We start from the raw sequence: 17,294 nt of genomic DNA, 5'->3' as shown, positions 1-17,294 counted from the left end.
GTTCACGCCGCCATGGCAGCGCGCAGCCGCTCGGCGTACCCCTTCAACACCTCCGCCGCAGGGTCCTTGCGCGGCCAAGACAGTGCGATGCCGTCATCGGCGTGGCGAGGCACCACGTGCAGGTGGAAATGAAAGACGGTCTGGTCGCCTTCACGGCCATTGGCTTGCAGCAGCGTGAGGCCGGGCGGATCGAAGGCCGCGCGCACCGCGTGCGCCACGCGTTGCGCCGTCTGCGCCACGGCCGCGGCTTCCTGCGGCGTGATGTCGAACAGGGTGGCTGCGTGCCGCCGCGTGGCCACCAGCACACGGCCGGGGTTCACCTGACCGATGTCCATGAAGGCGATGGTGAGCTCGTCCTCCCAGACACGGGCGGCGGGAATCTCGCCCGCGACCAGGCTGCAGAAGATGCACTGGCCTGGCGGCGAGGTGTCAACGAACATGGGCATGGCGGCTCATTCCCAGCGCAGGTCGCTCAGTTTCCAGTCACCGTCGACCAGGCGCCACTCGGTGCGCACGGTGTAGGGCTCGGCGCGCTCGGGTATCAGGCCCTGTGCGCCGGTGACCACCACCTTCGATTCAATGAACCCCAGCAGGGGCGCGGAAGGGTCGATGCGCACGGTGGGCGCGAGCGCCACCACCTTGATGTTCTGGTAGCGCAGGAACGTGGCGGTAAGCAGGCGGCGCGCGCTCTGCGGGTCGAGGTTGGCACTGCCGCGAAAGTTCTCGTCGACCAAGTCCATCACGTCGCCGGTATCGCGCGCCTCGATCGCGGTCTGCAGGGCCTGCGCGGTCTCGAGCAGTTGTTGCTCGGGGTCGGTACGGGAGCAGGCGGCAAGCGCGAGGCTGACCATGGCCAGCCAGGCCGCGCGGCGCGTCACGTGCAGCGTCATACCAGCCCGTTGCGGATGGCGTAAACCGTGAGTTCCGCGTTGTTCGACAGGTGCAGCTTCTCCAGCACCCGCGCGCGGTACACGCTCACCGTCTTGGGGCTGAGCATGAGTTCCTCGGCGATGTCGGACAGCTTCTTGCCCGAGGCGATCTTCTGCAGCGTCTGCAACTCGCGCTCGGACAGGCTGGCGTGCAGCTCCTCGGTCTCGGGCGCGGACAGGGTATCCACCAGCATCTGCGCCACCTCGGGCGTCACGTACTTGCGGCCCTGCATCACCACGCGGATGGCGTTGACGAGCTCGGCCGGCTCCCCGGCCTTGTTGACGTAGCCTCGTGCACCGGCGCGCAGGCAACGGATCGCGTACTGGTCCTCGGGATACATCGAGACGACCAGCACCTTGACAGCAGAACCCTCGTCCTTGAGTGCGGCCAGAACCTCCATGCCGCCGCGACCGGGCATGTTCAGGTCGAGCACCAGCACGTCGCAGGTCTGTTTGCGCATGAGTTCGCGCAACTCGGGGTAGCTGCCCGCCTCGCCCACCACCTGAATGTCCACCGCCTCGCTGATGGTGTCGCGGATGCCGCGACGCACTACCGCGTGGTCGTCACACAAAATCACCTTGATCATGCACTTCCTTGGGAACCGGAACCTCGGCCGGGCGCGGCAACGGCACCGAAAGGATCACCGAAGTACCGCGGGGCGAGGAGCTCACGTCAAGCCAGCCACCGACCTTGGCCGCGCGCTCGCGCAAGCCGAGCAGGCCGAATGACTTGGCCTTGCGCAGGGCGCCGACGCTCATGCCGGGGCCGTTGTCGCTCACCTCCAGCGTGAGCACGCCCTCGCTGTCGTTGAGGTCGATCTCCACGTGCGTGGCGCCCTGCGCGTGTTTGCCGATGTTGGTGAGCGCTTCCTGTGCAGTGCGGTAGGCCACGAGCTGGGCGTCGCGCGACACCTCGATGCGATCGGCCGTGCGGCGCACGTTCACGCGTAGCCCGCTGCGGCGCTCGAAGCCGTTGGCCAACCACTGCACGGCGGCCACCAGCCCCTGATCGAGGATGGGCGGGCGCAAGTTCATCATGATGCGCTGGCTGGCGCCCAGCGCGTGCTGCAGCATGTCCATGGCCGCGTTCACATGGCGCTGCATCTCGGGGTCGTTGGCGCGCCGGCCAACCCATGCCAGGTCGAGCTTGACGGCTGCCAATGCACCGCCGATGTCGTCGTGGATCTCGCGCGCGATGTCGGCACGCTCCTGCTCGATGCTGGTCTGCAGGTGCTCGGCGAGTTCGGCCATCCGCTGGCGCGACTCGGCCAGCTCGGCGTCGGCGCGCGCCTTGGCCTTGCGCGTCTCGCTCACCTCCAGTGCGCGCTGAACCACGTGCGACAGGCGATGCATGCTGTCCTTGAGCAGGTAATCGCTCACGCCGCGGTGCATGGCATCGACCGCCGCAGTCTCACCGATGGCACCCGAGAGGATGACGAACGGAATCTCGATCTGCAACTCGCGCGCGACTTCCCAGGCGTCGATGCCGGTGAAGCCTGGCAAGTGGTAATCGGCGAGCACGATGTCGTGCTGACCTTGCTGCAATTCGCGGCGGAAGTCCTCCAGCGAATCGACCAGCGTGATGTCGTTGGGCAACTGGCTGCGCTGCAGCGCGAACTTCACCAAGGCGTGATCGACCCGCGAGTCCTCGAGGTGAAGGATGCGCACCACGCGCTGTTCGTTCGCTGAGGCGGAGCCGGTCATGAAAGCCCTGGGGGAACGGGAGGAAGCCGACGGGGCGTCATCGCAGGCGGCCAAAAGCGCCGTATTTCAGGCCGTTTTCGGTCGATACCCCACGGGACGGGTGTCGAGAATTCTAGTACCCCAATCCGTATACCGCCCCGCACGCCATGGAGCCCATCCCCTCGCAGCCGAATGCGCCCTCGGTCACGTTGTCCGTGGCCCTGGTGGCCGACCTGCAGGACTCGCTGCTCATGGCCATGACCGACCTGCAGCGCCTGGAGGGCCTGCTGGACCACGCCACCGGCAACCTGCTGGAGCGCTTCGGCAACGCCAACCGCGACCTGGCCGCCCTGGAAGGCGCGCGCGGGGAAGAGTTCACACGCATTCGCCACAGCCTGCACCAGGCCGTGACGGAGCTGCAGTTCCACGACATGGCAACCCAGTTGCTCGCCCACACCGGAAAGATGCTCAAGGGCTGCGCCTGGCGCCTGGCCGAGCAGGCCATGGCCCCGGAGGAGGACGAGGAGCCCGCGCCGCTGGATGCCCTGCCCGAACGCCCGAGCCCCGTGACCCAGAGCGAAATGGACGCCGGCTCGATCGAGCTCTTTTAAGAACCCGCGCCCGGTGTCGATAACACCCGAAGAACGGAGCAACCCATGCGATCCATCCTTGCCGTCGACGATTCGGCATCCATGCGAAAAATGGTTTCATTCACGCTCACCGGAGCGGGCTTTCACGTGGTGGAAGCGGTGGATGGCCAGGACGCCTGGGACAAAGCCCAGAACCACAGCATCGACCTGGTGCTGACGGACCAGAACATGCCCAACCTGGATGGCCTGGGGCTGACGCGCAAGCTGCGTGGCCACCCCAAGTTCAATGCCACGCCCATCCTGATCCTGACGACCGAATCCAGCGACGCCATGAAGCAGGCGGGCCGCGCCGCGGGTGCCACCGGCTGGCTGGTCAAGCCCTTCGATCCGGGCCGTCTGATCGAGGTCATCAACAAAGTCATTCGATGAATCCAGGAGCAGACACATGGGCGACATGATGAACGAGGGACAACACCTCGGCAACGACATCGATCTCAGCCAGTTCTATCAAATCTTCTTTGAAGAGGCGGGCGAGAACCTGGACCAGATGGAGCAGATGCTGCTCGCGCTGGATGTCGAAGCCGCCGAGGACGAGGAACTCAACGCCATCTTCCGCTGCGCGCACTCCATCAAGGGCGGCGCGGCAACCTTCGGATTCGCCGACGTGGCCGAACTCACGCACCAGGCCGAGTCGCTGCTGGACAAGCTGCGCCGCCACGAGCTCAAACCCACGACCGCCATGGTGGACGTGCTGCTCGAATCGAGCGACGCCCTGCGCGGCCAGCTTGCGGCCCATCAGGGCGCAGGCAGCAGCCCCGACACCGGCAACCTCGTGGCGCGCATCTACGCACTGGCCCAGGGGCAGGACGCACCCGTGGCCGTGGCCGTGGAGCCGGCTCCCGTACAGGCACCCGCACAGGCACCCGCACAAGCAGCCACACCGGTGGCAGCAGCCCCTGTGGCCGAGCCCGCGCCGGCCAAGCCGGCAGCCAAGGGCGAGCGCGAAATCGATATCCACATCGGCCCCCTGGACAACCCCGCACTGGCCGACGGGATCGCCGAGCTGTTCCGCGACATTCCGGGCCTGGGCTCGGTAAGCGACCTGCCCTGCGACCAGCCGGGCAAGCGCGTGTTCCGCGCCCGCACCGCGGCCAGCGACAACGACCTGCTCGACCTGTTCAGCTTCCACGTCGGTCGCGAGCAGATCCAGATTCACGGCGCCGGTGACATGGTGCACGGCAAGGTGCCCATGCCCCCGCCCACCGAGGGCAAGGACTACGGCTTCTTCGAGGGTTCGCCCGGCCTGCCTGGCGCCGGTGCTGCCGCCCCGCGCAAGGACGCGCGCCCCGCCGCCGAGGCGAAGGCCGCCGCGGCTGCAAACAACAGCGCCGCCGGCATGGAATCGACCACGCTGCGCGTCTCGGTGAGCAAGGTCGACCAGCTCATCAACCTGGTGGGCGAGCTCGTCATCACCCAGGCCATGCTGGCGCAAAAGAGCCGCGAGCTCGACAACAACGCCAACCATCCGCTGCTGGCCGGCCTGGCCGACCTGGACCGCAACACGCGCGACCTGCAGGAAGCCGTGATGTCGATCCGCATGATTCCCATGTCGGTGGTGTTCAACCGCTTCCCGCGCATGCTGCGCGACCTGGCCGCCAAGCTCGGCAAGAAGGTCGAGCTCATCACGCAGGGCGAATCCACCGAGCTGGACAAAGGGTTGGTGGAGAAGATCACCGACCCGCTGACCCACCTGATCCGCAACAGCTGCGACCACGGCATCGAGATGCCGGACGAGCGCCGTGCCAAGGGCAAGAACGAGACCGGCACCATCACGCTGTCGGCCACGCACCAGGGCGGCAGCATCCTCATCGAGGTGCGCGACGACGGCAAGGGCCTCTCCCGCGAGAAGCTGCTGGCCAAGGCGCGCGAGAAAGGCATCGACGCCCCCGATTCGCTGAGCGATCCGGAGGTCTGGAACCTGATCTTTGCGCCCGGCTTTTCCACCGCCGACCAGGTGACCGACGTGTCGGGCCGCGGCGTGGGCATGGACGTGGTGAAGAAGAACATCACCGCGCTCGGCGGCACGGTCGAGATCGAGTCCGCCGAGGGCTATGGCATGCGCGTCTCGGTGCGCCTGCCGCTCACGCTGGCCATCATGGACGGCATGTCGGTGCGCGTGGCCGACGAGGTCTACATCCTCCCGCTGGCCAGCGTCATCGAATCGTTCCAGATCAAGCCGAGCGATATCAACACCATGGCGCAGGGCGCCCGGGTGGTGAAGGTGCGCGACGAGTACATGCCGGTGGTGGAGCTGGAACAGATCTTCCAGGTGCCGCGCTTCGAGCACGGTACATCGACCTCGATCATGGTCGTGATCGAGGCCGACGGCCAGCGCGTCTCGCTGATGGTGGACGAGCTGCTCGGCCAGCAACAGGTCGTGATCAAGAACCTGGAGAGCAACTACCGCAAGGTGCCCAATGTGTCGGGCGCCACCATCCTGGGCGACGGCAAGGTCGCGCTGATTCTCGACACCTCGTCCCTGGTCCGCCGCTCAAGGCATTGACATCGCGGGCCGCAACAACAGCCCGCACCCACGAGGCACGCCCGCGATGCTTACCCCCACCGCCACCCGTCCCCGGCCGACCCCACCCGCGCGCATTGCCGTGCCGGGCGAGGACGGCCCGGTCAGCGAAGGCCGCGAATTCGTCTGGTCCGACGAGGACTTCACGCGCATCAAGGCCCTCATCTACAAGAAGGCCGGCATCAGCCTGCACGACGGCAAACACGCCATGGTCTACAGCCGCGTCTCGCGCCGCCTGCGCGAGACCGGCCATGCCAGCTTCAAGAGCTACCTGGATTGGCTCGAGCACCACGACGGTGCCGAGTGGCAGGAGTTCATCAACGCGCTGACCACCAACCTCACCGCGTTCTTTCGCGAATCGCACCATTTCGACGCGCTGGCGCAACTGTTGCGCGCGAAGCCCAACCACGCCTGGCGCATCTGGTGTTCGGCCGCCTCCACCGGCGAGGAGCCCTACTCCATCGCGATGATCTGCGCCGAGGTGCTGGGCAGCAGCGGCCAGTACGAGATCGTCAACAGCGACATCGACACCAAGGTGCTGGCGACCGCGCAGCGCGGCGTCTACAAGAGCGATGGCAACAAAGGCCTGTCGCCCGAGCGGCTGCAGCGCTTTTTCCTGCGCGGCAAGGGCGCCAACGCCGGCTACATGCGCGTCAAGCCCGAGCTGCAGAAACACATGAGCTTCCTGCCGGTGAACCTGGTGCAGGAGCTGCCGCTGCGCGACACCTTCGACGTGGTGTTCTGCCGAAACGTGATGATCTATTTCGATGCGCCGACACAGCGCGCCGTGCTCGAACGCATCCACCGCGTGATGCGCCCGGGCGGCACGCTGTTCGTCGGTCACGCCGAGAACTTCAGCGACGCACGCAACCTGTTCGTGCTGCGCGGCAAGACGGTCTATGAGCGCCTCTGAGCCGTTGCTTGCGCTCAACCCGCTGTCGCGCATGGCGTTGCCGCGTGTGGTGCCGGCCCCTGGCGTGGTCTCGCGTGTCGAGCAGCTCAAGGCGCGCACGCCCAAGCCGGGCGAGGCCTCGTTCTTCTTCCACGACCCGCACTTTCGTGCCGACGCGGTGAAGGTGCTGCCCGGCGAGTACTACGTGAGCGCCGACGACCTGGTGGTCATGACCGTGCTCGGCTCGTGCATCGCCGCCTGCATCTGGGACCCGCGCGTGCGCGTGGGCGGCATGAACCACTTCATGTTGCCCGAAGGCGGCAGCGACTCGGGCGGGCGCTACGGCTCCTACGCCATGGAACTGCTGATCAACGAACTGATGAAGCAGGGCGCACGCCGCGAGACCATGCAGGCCAAGGTGTTCGGCGGCGGCGCGGTGATGAGCAGCTTCACCACCATGAACGTGGGCGAGCGCAACACCAAGTTCGTGCTCGACTACCTGCAGATCGAACGCATCGCCGTCGTCTCCAAGGACGTGCTGGACGTACACCCGCGCAAGGTGTGCTTCTTTCCGGCCACCGGCAAGGCGATGGTGAAGCGGCTGGCGAGCTCGAACACCGACGCGCTGGAGACCCAGGAACGCAAGGGCAGCGCGGCCACGGTCGTCACGAGTACTGCGGGCGGGTCCATCGACCTGTTCTGAACGACAACAAGGGAGCGCGAGATGCCCAAGATCCGTGTGGTGGTGGTCGACGATTCGGCCCTGGTGCGCAGCCTGCTGGCCGAGATCATCAATCGCCAACCCGACATGCAGTGCGTGGGCGCCGCCGCCGACCCGCTGGCCGCGCGCGAGATGATCCGCGAGCTCGACCCCGACGTGATCACGCTGGACGTCGAGATGCCGCGCATGGACGGGCTGGAGTTCCTCTCGCGCCTGATGCGCCTGCGCCCGATGCCGGTGGTGATGGTCTCCACCCTCACCGAGCAGGGCGCCGAGATCACCTTGCGCGCGCTCGAACTCGGCGCCATCGACTTCGTGGCCAAGCCGCGCATTGGCGTGAGCCAGGGCCTGAGCGAACTCGCGAGCGACATCGTGGACAAGATCCGCGTTGCTGCGGCGGCGCAGGTCAAGCGACTGGCATCGCCCACGCCCGCAGCCGCCGCCGCGCCCGGCGCTGCGGCGGCGCGCCCCGCGGCACCGCTGCCGCGCCTGGCATCGACCGAGAAGATCATCTGCATCGGCGCCTCCACCGGTGGCACCGAGGCGATCCGCGAGGTGCTGGCGCCGATGCCGGCCGACGCGCCCGCGATCGTGATCACGCAGCACATGCCGCCCGGCTTCACCACCAGCTTCGCCACGCGCCTCAACGGCCTGTGCAAGATCCGCGTGGCCGAGGCGCGCGACGGCGAACGCATCCTGCCCGGCCACGCCTACATCGCCCCTGGCGGGCGCCACCTGCGCATCGAGCGCAGCGGCTCGAACTACGTGGCCGTGGTGGACGACACCGAGCCCGTGAACCGGCATCGCCCTTCGGTGGAGGTGCTGTTCAAGTCGTGTGCGCGCGTGATCGGGCCCAACGCCATCGGCATCATGCTCACCGGCATGGGCGCCGACGGCGCCAGCGCGATGCGCGAGATGAAGGACGCCGGCAGCTACAACTACGTGCAGGACGAGGCCAGTTGCGTGGTGTTCGGCATGCCGCGCATGGCCATCCAGCACGGCGCGGCCCACGAGGTGCTGCCGCTCACCCAGATCGCGCCTGCGGTGCTGGCCCGCCTGGCCAATGCGCCGGCCGGCGTTCGCCACCGCATCTGAGGCCGGTGCGCCGGCGGTGCTTCACACCCGGCGGCTGATGCCGGGTGGGCGCTGCGCCGCGTCGCCGGACCCGCTGTAGGCGTCGAGCGCGCGCGCGGTCTGCGCTGCCGTCGTGTGCGATTCGGCCTCACGAGCAAGCGCCTGCTCCACCACCGCGGCACTGGCATCCCAGGCCTTGCGCAAGGCCTGACGCAGCTCCTCCACCGTCTCGCGCCGCGACAGTTCCATCGCGCGCAGGCGCTCGGCCTGCTCACGGACGCGCTCGGCGCGCGCCTGCTCCGTTGCCGCGTCGTCCGGCGGATCCTGCAGGCCCGGGCGCTTGCCCGGGGTGCCGGTGGCCGCGCGCGGTTGTCCGCGGCGCTGCTCCAGGCCGGCCTGCGCATCGCGCGCCGCGGCCGCGGCGGGTGCCACCGCCATCACGGCAGGCACAGGCGCCACCGCCGGCGCCGCGGCAGCGGTCCAGGAAGCGGGTGAGGTCGGGCTGGTCGGAATCATGGGGCACCCCCAGAGGGCAGGGTCCCCGGCGCGTACAGGCCGGGGGTTCTTCCAGCCTATCGGTGGAAAAGGGGGTGACTTGAGGGTCAGTTCCGCCGTTCACCGATGAACGGCGCGTGCGCGAACCGTCTGGCCCGCCCGCATCGGGGTACCCCGGTCCGGTATGGCCACCCGGGGCTGCCCACACTGCCCTGGCGCCAGCGCTGCACCGTGGCCGCGCGGCCATCACGACACCCCAGGAGGCAACATGCTCATTCGCGATCTGTACGACACCCCCGCGCGCCCATCGGCCACGCCCCGTGGCGACACACCACCGCCACCGGACTACCTGCCCGGCGAGTACCTGGTGCGCTTTCGCCCCCAGGCCGTGCAATCCGCCCTGACCGAGACGCAAGCCGGTCCGACGGATCCGACGCCCTTCGCCGTGGCCCGCAATTCCAACGGCTGGGCGCTGCTGCGCCATCTCAAGGACAACCACGGGTTGCGCGCGGCAGAGGCGGTGTATGCAGACGCGCCGCCCGGCATGTCCCTGATGGCGCAGAGCCTCAACCGCATGGCCCGCCTGTTGGCGCAGTCGGTGGTTGATGTGGGACGCCCGCTGGACAAGGGCTACACGGTGCTGCGCTTCGCGTCGGGCGCCGGCACGGCGGCGGCGGTGCAGCGCTTGCTTTCGCGCAGCGACGAGGTGTCGCACGTCGAGCCCGTACCGGCCCGTTGGCTGAGTGCCGTGCGCCGACCCGATGCCCGACTCAACCGCCAGTGGGCGCTGCGTTCCATCGGCCTGTTCGGCGCGCGCCTGCCCAGCGCGCACAAGGTACCCGTTGCCGTGCTGGACAGCGGCATCGACCGCCACCACCCGCTGCTGCCGCCCTCGGTGGTGACGCACTACGACCACGACGGTCTGTCCCCCGATGATCTGGAGGGACACGGCACGCACGTGGCCGGCACCATTGCCGCACTGCACGACAACGGCGTCGGCTGCAGCGGCATTGCCAATTGCCCGCTGCAGGTCTGGAAGGTGATTCACGATCGCCCCGCAGCGGACGGGCGGCGCTACGTGTCGTTTGCAGCCTACCTGCGCGCGCTCGCGGCCGTGGGCACCTCGGGTGCCCGGGTGCTGAACCTCAGCCTCGGCGGCACCGCCCGCAGCCAGACCGAAGCGGCCCTGTTCCGCCGCCTGCATGCCGCCGATGTCTTCGTGGTGGCCGCGATGGGCAACGAGTTCGAGATCGGCAATCCGGTCGAGTACCCGGCGGCCTACGGCGGCGTGCACGGCATCGCCGCGGTGGATGAACTCGATCGCCGGGCACCCTTCTCCAACACGGGGCGCCACGCGTTCCTGAGCGCCCCGGGCGCGAACATCCTCTCCACCGCACCCGGCGCGGGTACGCAAGACCCGGCGTTCGATGTCCTCTCGGGCACCTCCATGGCCACGCCGCACGTGGCGGCGGTGGCCGCGTTGGTGCGCGCAGCGCACCCCGATTGGAGCGTGCAGCAAGTGGCCGCGCACCTGGCAGGCACTGCCCGTGCCGCGGTCGGGCAGCGCCAGGGAAGGCGCAGTCACGCGTTCGGCCACGGCATCGTGGACCTTGCCCGCGCCCTCGCCTGAGGCCAGTGGCATACTGACCGCCGGTCATCGATCTGCCCCATGAGCGTCCTGTTCAAGCTGAAGTCACGCGCGTCCCGGCGCGCCCGGGACGAAGTGGCGCGCACCATCGAAGACCGCTTCCACCGCCACGCACAGCCGGTGTTTCCCGGTTCCACCGAGGCCGGGCTGGCCAACGTCTTTGCACTGCACGTGCCCGCCCGCAGCGCGGCCAAGGCGGTCGAGTTGTTGAACGCCCTGAGCGCCGTGGAATACGCCGAGATCGAGCCCCAGCGCCGGCTGAGCGGCAGCGACACCCGCTGATCTGCCCGCGTGCCGCCCGCGTTCGGGCTGGCGGTGCGCTTAAGGCGCGGTTAATGCCCGCCCTCCAGCATCCGCTTCGTCCCACCCGCCTTCGCGGGTGCGTGGAGAAGCCATGTCCCCGCTTTCGCTGGCGCAGCCCATGCGAGCACCCTGCAGCCCGATCGAGCCGCCCGGCGGCCGACGCCGGCTGTGCGAACACCCCGTGGGCGACCCGCAACGCGGTGAGGTCGAGGCCTTTATCCGCGGCGTGTATCGCGAGCACTTCGGCGCGGCCGTGCGCGGCTTCGCGCCGGTGCTGGTGGCCCTGCGCGACGAGACCGGCACGCTGCTGGCCGCCGCCGGCTACCGCGCGGCCGACACCGGCCCGCTGTTCCTGGAGCGCTACCTGGACAGCCCGATCGAGCAGCGCCTGCAGTCCGCCAGCGGCGCGCCGGTGCCGCGCCGGCGCATTGCCGAGGTGGGCCACCTGGCGGCGGCGCGCGCGGGCGAGGGGCGGCGGCTGATCGCCCTCATGGCCCCGCTGCTGGCGCAGGAGGGCTTCGACTGGATCGTGAGCACCCTGACCCAGGAGCTGCGCCAGTTGTTCGTGCGGCTGGGCGTGGCGCCACTCGCCCTGGGCGTGGCCGACCCCGACAAGCTCGGCGAACAGGCCGCGGACTGGGGCAGCTACTACGACCACCGTCCCCTCGTGCAGGCCGGTCACCTCCGGCACGCCCTGCAAGCGCTGCAGCGCCGCGGGAGCGCCGCATGACGGTGGTGCTGCAGAGCGAATCGGGTGCCTGGGACGCGAGCGGCTGGCAGCGCGAGGTGAACGATGCCGGCGCGCTGGTGCGCCAGGCGCACACCCGGGTGCTGGCCACGCTGCTCGACAACGGCCCCGCCTCCGTGGCGCTCGACGAGGCCGCGCTGGGCGCGCGGGTGGTGCATGTGCCGCTGCCGCCCTTCTTCACCCCCGAACAGCTGGGCCACGCGCTGGATGCCGCCGGCGTGGACACAATCGCGGCACACCCGTTGCTGGCCGAGCGCTGGCCCCAACTGCGCTGGACGCCGCACCGGCTGGCCGGCGAGGCGGTGTGCCTGGCCGAGCGGCCCGGCGCGCCACGCGACCTGCCGGCTGGCACGGTCAAGATCACCTTCACCTCCGGCACCACCGGGCGACCCAAGGGCGTGTGCCTGGGCGCGCCTGCGCTGGAGGCCGTCACCGCGGGGCTGGTGCAGGCGCTGGGCCCGCTGGGCATCACCCGGCACCTGAGCGTGCTGCCTTACGCGGTGCTGCTGGAAAACGTGGCCGGTGCCATGGCGGCACGGCGCCAGGGCGCCACGCTGCTGAGCCTGCCCACGCGGCGGCTCGGGCTCACCGGCTCGTCACAGTTCGACCCCGCGGCGTTCGACCGCGCGTTGCGTGAACATGGCGCGCACAGCGTGATCCTGTTGCCGCAGATGCTGCGCGCCTGGTGCGCCTGGCTGGGGCGCAGCGGCCAGCGCGCCGACCCGGGCCTGCGCTTCGTGGCCGTGGGCGGTGCTGCCGTCGGCGCACCGCTGCTCACGCAGGCCCACGCGCTGGGCATCCCCGCCTACGAGGGCTACGGCCTGTCGGAAGCGTGTTCGGTGCAGACGCTGAACCTGCCCGGCGCAAACCGTCCCGGCAGCGCCGGGCGCGTGCTGCCGCATGGCCAGGTGCGCATCGCGCCCGACGGCGAGATCGAGCTGCGCGGCAGCCTGCACCTGGGTTACCTCGGTGACCCTGTGCCGGTCCCCGACTGGTGGCCCAGCGGCGACATCGGCCGGCTCGACGCCGACGGCTACCTGCACATCGAGGGCCGGCGCAAGAACGTGCTGATCACCGCCTACGGCCGCAACGTGTCGCCCGAATGGGTGGAGACCGCGCTCACCGCGCAACCCGCCGTGGCGCAGGCGGTGGTGCTGGGCGATGGCCAGGCGCAGCTCGACGCGGTGATCTGGCCCGTGCCCGGGACCACTGCAAACCTGGACGACGCCATCGCACAGGCCGTGAACCGCGCCAATGCCACGTTGCCCGACTACGCGCGCATCGGCCGCTGGGTGCTGGGCGATGCCGCGCGCGACCTGGCCGACGGCCTGTTCACCCCCAACGGCCGCCCGGTGCGCGAACGCGTGCTGGCGCGCCACGGCCCGGCGCTGGCGCGCCAGCAGGCGCCCGCCCTCTCCTGAACCCTTACCACTCCAAGGAACCCACATGCCTTTTCACGCCACCCTGCTGCGCGAGACCGATGCCGAACGCCGGCAACTGCTCGACACCCCCATCATCCGCGGCGCACTGGCCGGCCAGGTGTCGGTATCGAGCTACCTGGCCTTCCTGCGCGAGGCTTACCACCATGTGCGCCACACGGTGCCGCTGCTCAAGGCGATGAAGGCCACGCTGCCGGCGCACCACCGCTGGCTCGAACCCGCGCTGGACGAATACATCGAGGAAGAGGCCGGTCACGATGAGTGGATCCTCAACGACATCGCGGCCTGCGGAGGCGACGCCGAAGCAGTGCGCCACGGCCGCCCCTCACCCGCCACCGAAATCATGGTGGCCTACGCCTACGACACGGTGCAGCGCGGCAACCCGCTGGGCTTCTTCGGCATGGTGCACGTACTCGAAGGCACCAGCGTTTCGCTCGCGCTGCTGGCGGCCGATGCAATCCAGAAGCCGCTGGGCCTGCCCGACAACGGCTTCAGCTACCTGCGCTCGCACGGCATGCTCGATCGCGAGCACACCGCGCATTTCGAGCTGCTGATGGACCGCATCACCGCCGCCGAAGACCAGCAGGCCATCGTGCACGCGGCGCGCATGTTCTACGGTCTGTACCGCGGTGTGTTCCTGGGCCTGCCGCTGCCCCAGGTGGCGGCAAGTGCTCCGCGTGCAGAGGTCAGCGCATGACGGCCCATCCCCGGCGCGTGCTGCTCACCGGCGCCAGCGGCGGCATCGGCAGCGCCTTCCTGAAGGCCTTGGCGCGCGAAGGGATGCGCACCATGGGCGTGGCCCGCCGCCCGCCGCAGACAACGGACACGCCGGGCGCGCCATCGCGCCGGCAACCCGTCGTGTGGCAGCAGGCCGACCTCACGCGCAGCGACGACATCGCGCGCGTGGCGAGCACGGCCACCGCCTGGGGCGTGGACACCGTGGTTCACGCCGCGGGCATTCCGTCCTTTGGGGCGGTCGAGGACCTGGCGGCCGACGAGGCGGCCGCGCTGCTGCAGCTCAACCTGTGGTCGCCGATGGTGCTCACGCAGGCGCTGCTGCCACACCTCAAGAGCCTGCCCGAGGCGCGCATCGTGTTTGTCGGCTCGGCACTGGGGCGCATCGGTGTGCCGGGTTCGGCGCTCTACGGTGCCAGCAAGGCCGGCCTGCACCGCTTCGCCGAGGCGCTGCGGCGCGAGCTCTCGGGCACGCGCGTGCGCGTGCAATGGCTGGGACCGCGCGCCACCCGCACCGCCTTCAACAGCCCGGCGAACGAATCCTTCAACCGCGCCACCGGCACCGCGAGCGACCCACCGCAGGTGGTGGCCGACGCGTTGATGGCGCTGCTGCGCAGCGGCGCTGCCGAGCGCCACGTCGGTTTTCCCGAGCGCTTGGCGGTGCGCCTGAACGGCGCCCTCGGCCCCTGGCTCGACGCAGGCTTTCACAAGCACCGCGACGCGCTGCTTCCCACCCACCCCCAAGACCTCACGGCAGGAAACACCCCATGAAACGCCCGACCCGACAACTCGCCCTGGCCGCGCTGCTCGGCCTCAACCTTGCCCTGCCACTGGCGCTGCATGCCGCACCGGTGGACGACGCCGTGACCGAACTGCAGCGCGACTGGGAAACCATCCGCTACCAGGCGCCGGCGCGCGAACGCGAAAAGCGCTTCGAAGCCCTGAGCGCCAAGGCCCACGACGCCAGCACCTCGTTTGCCCAGCGCAGCGAGCCGCTGGTGTGGGAGGGCATCATCCTGAGCTCCTGGGCTGCCGAGCGCGGCGGCCTGGGCGCGCTCTCGCTCGTGAAGCAGGCCAAGGCGCTGTACGAGAAGGCGATCGAGATCGACGGCAAGGCGCTCGACGGTTCGGCCTACGCGAGTCTGGGCGTGCTCTATCACAAGGTGCCTGGCTGGCCGCTGGGCTTCGGCGACAAGGCCAGGGCCGAGGCGCTGATCAAGCAGGCACTGGCCATCAATCCCGACGGCATCGATCCGAACTTCTTCTACGCCGAGCTGCTGGCCGACACCGGCCGCGCCGAGCAGGCCTTGCCGTTCCTGGAGCGCGCACTGGCCGCGCCGCCGCGCCCGGGGCGCGCACTGGCCGACGCCGGGCGACGCGAGGAAGTCAAGGCCTTGATGAGCAAACTCAGCGCGCGCTGAGTTCGGCGATCACGCGCACCACACCCACCGTGTCGGCGTCGGCGCGGTGGCTCAACGCGAGACCGTGCAGTTCGGCAATGCGCTGCGCGATGGACACACCCAGGCCGCTGCCGCTTTCGCTCTGGCCGTCGGGCCGGTGAAAGCGCTCGCCCCAGGTCGCCACCTGCGTGGTATCGAGGCCGGCAGGTGCGGTGTTTTCCACCGCCACGCGGTGACGACCGAAGCGCAGCGTGACGCCACTGCCCTCGGGCGCGTAGCGCACCGCGTTGTCCAGCAGGTTGCGCAACAGCAGTCCCATGAGGTCCGGATCGCCGCGCCACGCGGGCGCTGCGCCGTCCTCGCCATCGGCCCATTCGCAGCCCAGCTCGATGCAACGCCGCTCGGCCAGGGGCAGCACGTCCGACATGGCCTGCTCCACCAGCGCAGGCCAGTCGATCGGTGTCGGGGCCTTCAGCCGCTGCGTCGCGTCCAGACGCGAGAGGCCAAGCAACTGCTCGACCAGGCGTGCCATGCGGGCAAGGCCAGCGTCGAGTGCGCGCGCCGCGCGTTCACGCTCGGGCCTTTCGGGCGCTCCGCGGTACACCGCCCACTGCGCCGTCAGCACCGAAATCGGCGTGCGCAGTTCGTGCGCGGCGTCCGCCGTGAACTGCCGTTCTCGCGTCAGCGTCTCGCCGATGCGGGCAAACAGCCCGTTCATGGCCGCCAGCATCGGCTGCAACTCGCTTGGCGCGCGCTCCAGCGAGACGGTGCGCAAGTCGTCGGCATCACGGCGTTTGAGCTCACCCGCCAACGCCTCCAAAGGCGACAAGGCCGCACGAACACCCCAGGCCAGTCCGCCAAGCAGCAAGGGCAGCACCAGCAGCCAGGGCAGCGCCTGGGCGCCCAGAAAGCTCCACACCAACTCGTCGCGCTCGTGCACCATCTGGCCCACCGCGATCAGGCGATCGCCGTCGGGCGAGGGCGTGTAGTACAGGCGCCAGGCCTCGCCGCCCAACTCCACGTCCACGAAACCCAGCGCGCCTTCACGGCGCGGCAATCGCGGGCCGTCCTCGTCGGGCAACAGGGGCTTGCCTTCACGGTCCCAGATGGCGATGGCGAGGTCGTCGAGGTCGGCCGCGCCACCAGGGACCGCATCACGTTGGGGGGTCGCGACGTTGCCCGACAGCGGCGCGGTCACGGCCTGCACCTGGCGCGCCAGCCGCACGAGTTCGGTGTCGAACATCTCGTTGACTTCCTGGCGCGCGCTGCGGGCCGACCACACCAGGGCCAGGCCCCAGACCAGCGGCGCACAGATCAGCAGATAGATCAGCAGGCGGCGGCGCAGGCTCAAGGCGCGGCTCCGTCGTCGGCCGCGCCCAGCGCGTAGCCCACGCCACGCACGGTGCGGATCACGCCGGGGTGGATCTTGCGCCGCAGGTGGTGCACATGCACCTCGAGGGCGTTGCTCTCGGGCTCGCTGCCGCTCCAGTCGTACAGCTGCTCCTGCAACTGCGCCTTGGACAGCACACGCTGCGGTTGCTTGAGCAACGCTTCGAGCAACGCGGTCTCGCGCGCAGTCAACTCCACCGGCCGTGTGCCCCAGCGCACCTGGCGCGTGGCCGGGTCGAAGCGCAGCGCACCATGGGTCCACTCGGTCTGCGCGCGACCGGTCGAGCGGCGCAGCATGGCGCGCAGGCGCGCCGCGAGCTCGCCGATCTCGATGGGTTTGATGAGGTAGTCGTCAGCCCCGCTGTCCAGACCCTCGATGCGCTGCTGCACGCCGTCGCGCGCGGTGAGCACCAGCACCGGCACATGCACGCCGCTGCCGCGCCAGCGGCGCAGCCATTCCAGTCCGTCGGTGCGCGGCAAGCCCAGGTCGAGCACCAGCGCGTCGTAACTGGCCGTGCGCACCGCGTGGTCGGCGTGTTCGCCGTCGCGGAACCAGTCCACCACATGGCCGAGCTGGCGCAGGCCGGCGCCGAGCGCCTCGCCCAGCTGGGCATCGTCTTCAAGAATAAGCAATCGCATCCTGATAGCGTGATGCAGCGGGCTTAAG

Annotated in this window: 20 protein-coding genes; 13 read left to right on the top strand and 7 right to left on the bottom strand. The window is 69.6% G+C overall.

Annotation, left to right across the window (positions count from 1 at the left end):
* Positions 1 to 2: 2 nt before the first annotated feature.
* The 4 genes from M3149_RS14470 to M3149_RS14455 are packed head-to-tail and all read right to left on the bottom strand — an operon-like array spanning position 3 to position 2,633.
* Positions 3 to 446, bottom strand: coding sequence for an HIT family protein (locus M3149_RS14470; protein ID WP_251710252.1), 444 nt, complete (start codon positions 444 to 446; stop codon positions 3 to 5).
* Between the two features lie 6 nt (positions 447 to 452).
* The gene (locus M3149_RS14465; protein ID WP_251710251.1) at positions 453 to 890 is read right to left on the bottom strand and encodes a hypothetical protein; all 438 of its coding nucleotides are present in this window, start codon (positions 888 to 890) and stop codon (positions 453 to 455) included.
* Positions 887 to 1,516 (bottom strand): response regulator, encoded by a 630-nt coding sequence (locus M3149_RS14460; protein WP_251710250.1) that lies wholly within the window; start codon positions 1,514 to 1,516, stop codon positions 887 to 889. The genes M3149_RS14465 and M3149_RS14460 overlap by 4 nt, the downstream gene beginning before the upstream one ends.
* On the bottom strand, positions 1,494 to 2,633 hold the full coding sequence (locus M3149_RS14455; RefSeq protein WP_251710249.1) for a hybrid sensor histidine kinase/response regulator: 1,140 nt from the start codon (positions 2,631 to 2,633) through the stop codon (positions 1,494 to 1,496). The genes M3149_RS14460 and M3149_RS14455 overlap by 23 nt, the downstream gene beginning before the upstream one ends.
* Before the next feature lie 146 nt (positions 2,634 to 2,779).
* On the opposite strand from M3149_RS14455, the gene M3149_RS14450 reads away from it, so the two are divergent.
* From M3149_RS14450 to M3149_RS14425, 6 genes are read left to right on the top strand one after another with little or no spacing between them, the layout of a single operon-like run.
* Positions 2,780 to 3,223, top strand: a complete 444-nt coding sequence (locus tag M3149_RS14450; RefSeq protein ID WP_251710248.1) for a hypothetical protein — start codon at positions 2,780 to 2,782, stop codon at positions 3,221 to 3,223.
* Between the two features lie 45 nt (positions 3,224 to 3,268).
* A complete protein-coding gene (locus tag M3149_RS14445) occupies positions 3,269 to 3,631 on the top strand; it encodes a response regulator (RefSeq protein ID WP_251710247.1) in 363 nt (120 codons plus the stop codon).
* 16 nt (positions 3,632 to 3,647) lie between these two features.
* Positions 3,648 to 5,765 (top strand): chemotaxis protein CheA, encoded by a 2,118-nt coding sequence (locus M3149_RS14440; RefSeq protein WP_251710246.1) that lies wholly within the window; start codon positions 3,648 to 3,650, stop codon positions 5,763 to 5,765.
* Positions 5,766 to 5,811: 46 nt separating this feature from the next.
* Positions 5,812 to 6,696 carry a CheR family methyltransferase gene (locus tag M3149_RS14435; RefSeq protein WP_251710245.1) on the top strand — a complete coding sequence of 295 codons (885 nt, stop codon included), beginning with the start codon at positions 5,812 to 5,814 and terminating at the stop codon, positions 6,694 to 6,696.
* Positions 6,683 to 7,378 carry a chemoreceptor glutamine deamidase CheD gene (gene cheD / locus M3149_RS14430; protein ID WP_435370748.1) on the top strand — a complete coding sequence of 232 codons (696 nt, stop codon included), beginning with the start codon at positions 6,683 to 6,685 and terminating at the stop codon, positions 7,376 to 7,378. The genes M3149_RS14435 and cheD overlap by 14 nt, the downstream gene beginning before the upstream one ends.
* Positions 7,379 to 7,399: 21 nt before the next feature.
* A complete protein-coding gene (locus tag M3149_RS14425) occupies positions 7,400 to 8,491 on the top strand; it encodes a protein-glutamate methylesterase/protein-glutamine glutaminase (RefSeq protein ID WP_251710244.1) in 1,092 nt (363 codons plus the stop codon).
* Between the two features lie 21 nt (positions 8,492 to 8,512).
* Here the strand turns inward: M3149_RS14425 and M3149_RS14420 are convergent, their stop codons facing one another.
* Positions 8,513 to 8,986 (bottom strand): hypothetical protein, encoded by a 474-nt coding sequence (locus M3149_RS14420; protein WP_251710243.1) that lies wholly within the window; start codon positions 8,984 to 8,986, stop codon positions 8,513 to 8,515.
* A 247-nt stretch (positions 8,987 to 9,233) separates the two neighbouring features.
* Between M3149_RS14420 and M3149_RS14415 the strand changes: the two genes are divergently transcribed.
* From M3149_RS14415 to M3149_RS14385, 7 genes are all read left to right on the top strand, one after another.
* Positions 9,234 to 10,595 (top strand): S8 family serine peptidase, encoded by a 1,362-nt coding sequence (locus tag M3149_RS14415; RefSeq protein WP_251710242.1) that lies wholly within the window; start codon positions 9,234 to 9,236, stop codon positions 10,593 to 10,595.
* A gap of 39 nt (positions 10,596 to 10,634) precedes the next feature.
* Positions 10,635 to 10,895 (top strand): hypothetical protein, encoded by a 261-nt coding sequence (locus tag M3149_RS14410; RefSeq protein ID WP_251710241.1) that lies wholly within the window; start codon positions 10,635 to 10,637, stop codon positions 10,893 to 10,895.
* A 112-nt stretch (positions 10,896 to 11,007) separates the two neighbouring features.
* Positions 11,008 to 11,646: a thermostable hemolysin gene (locus M3149_RS14405; protein ID WP_251710240.1), complete on the top strand. Its 639-nt coding sequence runs from the start codon at positions 11,008 to 11,010 to the stop codon at positions 11,644 to 11,646.
* Positions 11,643 to 13,085: an AMP-binding protein gene (locus M3149_RS14400; protein ID WP_251710239.1), complete on the top strand. Its 1,443-nt coding sequence runs from the start codon at positions 11,643 to 11,645 to the stop codon at positions 13,083 to 13,085. Before M3149_RS14405 ends, M3149_RS14400 begins: the two co-directional genes overlap by 4 nt.
* A 25-nt stretch (positions 13,086 to 13,110) precedes the next feature.
* On the top strand, positions 13,111 to 13,800 hold the full coding sequence (locus tag M3149_RS14395; protein ID WP_251710238.1) for a TenA family transcriptional regulator: 690 nt from the start codon (positions 13,111 to 13,113) through the stop codon (positions 13,798 to 13,800).
* Entirely contained in the window at positions 13,797 to 14,609 is an 813-nt protein-coding gene (locus tag M3149_RS14390) for an SDR family oxidoreductase (protein ID WP_251710237.1), read from the top strand. The genes M3149_RS14395 and M3149_RS14390 overlap by 4 nt, the downstream gene beginning before the upstream one ends.
* The gene (locus M3149_RS14385) at positions 14,606 to 15,259 is read left to right on the top strand and encodes a tetratricopeptide repeat protein (RefSeq protein WP_251710236.1); all 654 of its coding nucleotides are present in this window, start codon (positions 14,606 to 14,608) and stop codon (positions 15,257 to 15,259) included. Before M3149_RS14390 ends, M3149_RS14385 begins: the two co-directional genes overlap by 4 nt.
* Here M3149_RS14385 and M3149_RS14380 read toward each other — a convergent pair.
* Both M3149_RS14380 and M3149_RS14375 read right to left on the bottom strand, forming a co-directional pair.
* On the bottom strand, positions 15,246 to 16,589 hold the full coding sequence (locus M3149_RS14380) for a sensor histidine kinase N-terminal domain-containing protein (protein WP_251710235.1): 1,344 nt from the start codon (positions 16,587 to 16,589) through the stop codon (positions 15,246 to 15,248). The genes M3149_RS14385 and M3149_RS14380 overlap by 14 nt on opposite strands.
* The gene (locus M3149_RS14375; protein ID WP_251710234.1) at positions 16,586 to 17,266 is read right to left on the bottom strand and encodes a response regulator transcription factor; all 681 of its coding nucleotides are present in this window, start codon (positions 17,264 to 17,266) and stop codon (positions 16,586 to 16,588) included. Before M3149_RS14375 ends, M3149_RS14380 begins: the two co-directional genes overlap by 4 nt.
* Positions 17,267 to 17,294 lie beyond the last annotated feature (28 nt).

This window comes from Hydrogenophaga intermedia (assembly GCF_023715105.1).
Lineage (GTDB): Bacteria > Pseudomonadota > Gammaproteobacteria > Burkholderiales > Burkholderiaceae_C > Hydrogenophaga > Hydrogenophaga intermedia_A.
Note: the sequence above shows the minus strand (reverse complement) of the source record. Positions and strands in the feature narration are given on the sequence as shown.

Excerpts from the sequence above, each read along its gene's own strand:
- M3149_RS14470 (WP_251710252.1), bottom strand. The coding sequence starts at position 446 with ATGCCCATGTTCGTTGACACCTCGCCGCCAGGCCAGTGCATCTTCTGC.
- M3149_RS14465 (WP_251710251.1), bottom strand. The coding sequence starts at position 890 with ATGACGCTGCACGTGACGCGCCGCGCGGCCTGGCTGGCCATGGTCAGC.
- M3149_RS14460 (WP_251710250.1), bottom strand. The coding sequence starts at position 1,516 with ATGATCAAGGTGATTTTGTGTGACGACCACGCGGTAGTGCGTCGCGGC.
- M3149_RS14455 (WP_251710249.1), bottom strand. The coding sequence starts at position 2,633 with ATGACCGGCTCCGCCTCAGCGAACGAACAGCGCGTGGTGCGCATCCTT.
- M3149_RS14450 (WP_251710248.1), top strand. The coding sequence starts at position 2,780 with ATGGAGCCCATCCCCTCGCAGCCGAATGCGCCCTCGGTCACGTTGTCC.
- M3149_RS14445 (WP_251710247.1), top strand. The coding sequence starts at position 3,269 with ATGCGATCCATCCTTGCCGTCGACGATTCGGCATCCATGCGAAAAATG.
- M3149_RS14440 (WP_251710246.1), top strand. The coding sequence starts at position 3,648 with ATGGGCGACATGATGAACGAGGGACAACACCTCGGCAACGACATCGAT.
- M3149_RS14435 (WP_251710245.1), top strand. The coding sequence starts at position 5,812 with ATGCTTACCCCCACCGCCACCCGTCCCCGGCCGACCCCACCCGCGCGC.
- cheD (WP_435370748.1), top strand. The coding sequence starts at position 6,683 with ATGAGCGCCTCTGAGCCGTTGCTTGCGCTCAACCCGCTGTCGCGCATG.
- M3149_RS14425 (WP_251710244.1), top strand. The coding sequence starts at position 7,400 with ATGCCCAAGATCCGTGTGGTGGTGGTCGACGATTCGGCCCTGGTGCGC.
- M3149_RS14420 (WP_251710243.1), bottom strand. The coding sequence starts at position 8,986 with ATGATTCCGACCAGCCCGACCTCACCCGCTTCCTGGACCGCTGCCGCG.
- M3149_RS14415 (WP_251710242.1), top strand. The coding sequence starts at position 9,234 with ATGCTCATTCGCGATCTGTACGACACCCCCGCGCGCCCATCGGCCACG.
- M3149_RS14410 (WP_251710241.1), top strand. The coding sequence starts at position 10,635 with ATGAGCGTCCTGTTCAAGCTGAAGTCACGCGCGTCCCGGCGCGCCCGG.
- M3149_RS14405 (WP_251710240.1), top strand. The coding sequence starts at position 11,008 with ATGTCCCCGCTTTCGCTGGCGCAGCCCATGCGAGCACCCTGCAGCCCG.
- M3149_RS14400 (WP_251710239.1), top strand. The coding sequence starts at position 11,643 with ATGACGGTGGTGCTGCAGAGCGAATCGGGTGCCTGGGACGCGAGCGGC.
- M3149_RS14395 (WP_251710238.1), top strand. The coding sequence starts at position 13,111 with ATGCCTTTTCACGCCACCCTGCTGCGCGAGACCGATGCCGAACGCCGG.
- M3149_RS14390 (WP_251710237.1), top strand. The coding sequence starts at position 13,797 with ATGACGGCCCATCCCCGGCGCGTGCTGCTCACCGGCGCCAGCGGCGGC.
- M3149_RS14385 (WP_251710236.1), top strand. The coding sequence starts at position 14,606 with ATGAAACGCCCGACCCGACAACTCGCCCTGGCCGCGCTGCTCGGCCTC.
- M3149_RS14375 (WP_251710234.1), bottom strand. The coding sequence starts at position 17,266 with ATGCGATTGCTTATTCTTGAAGACGATGCCCAGCTGGGCGAGGCGCTC.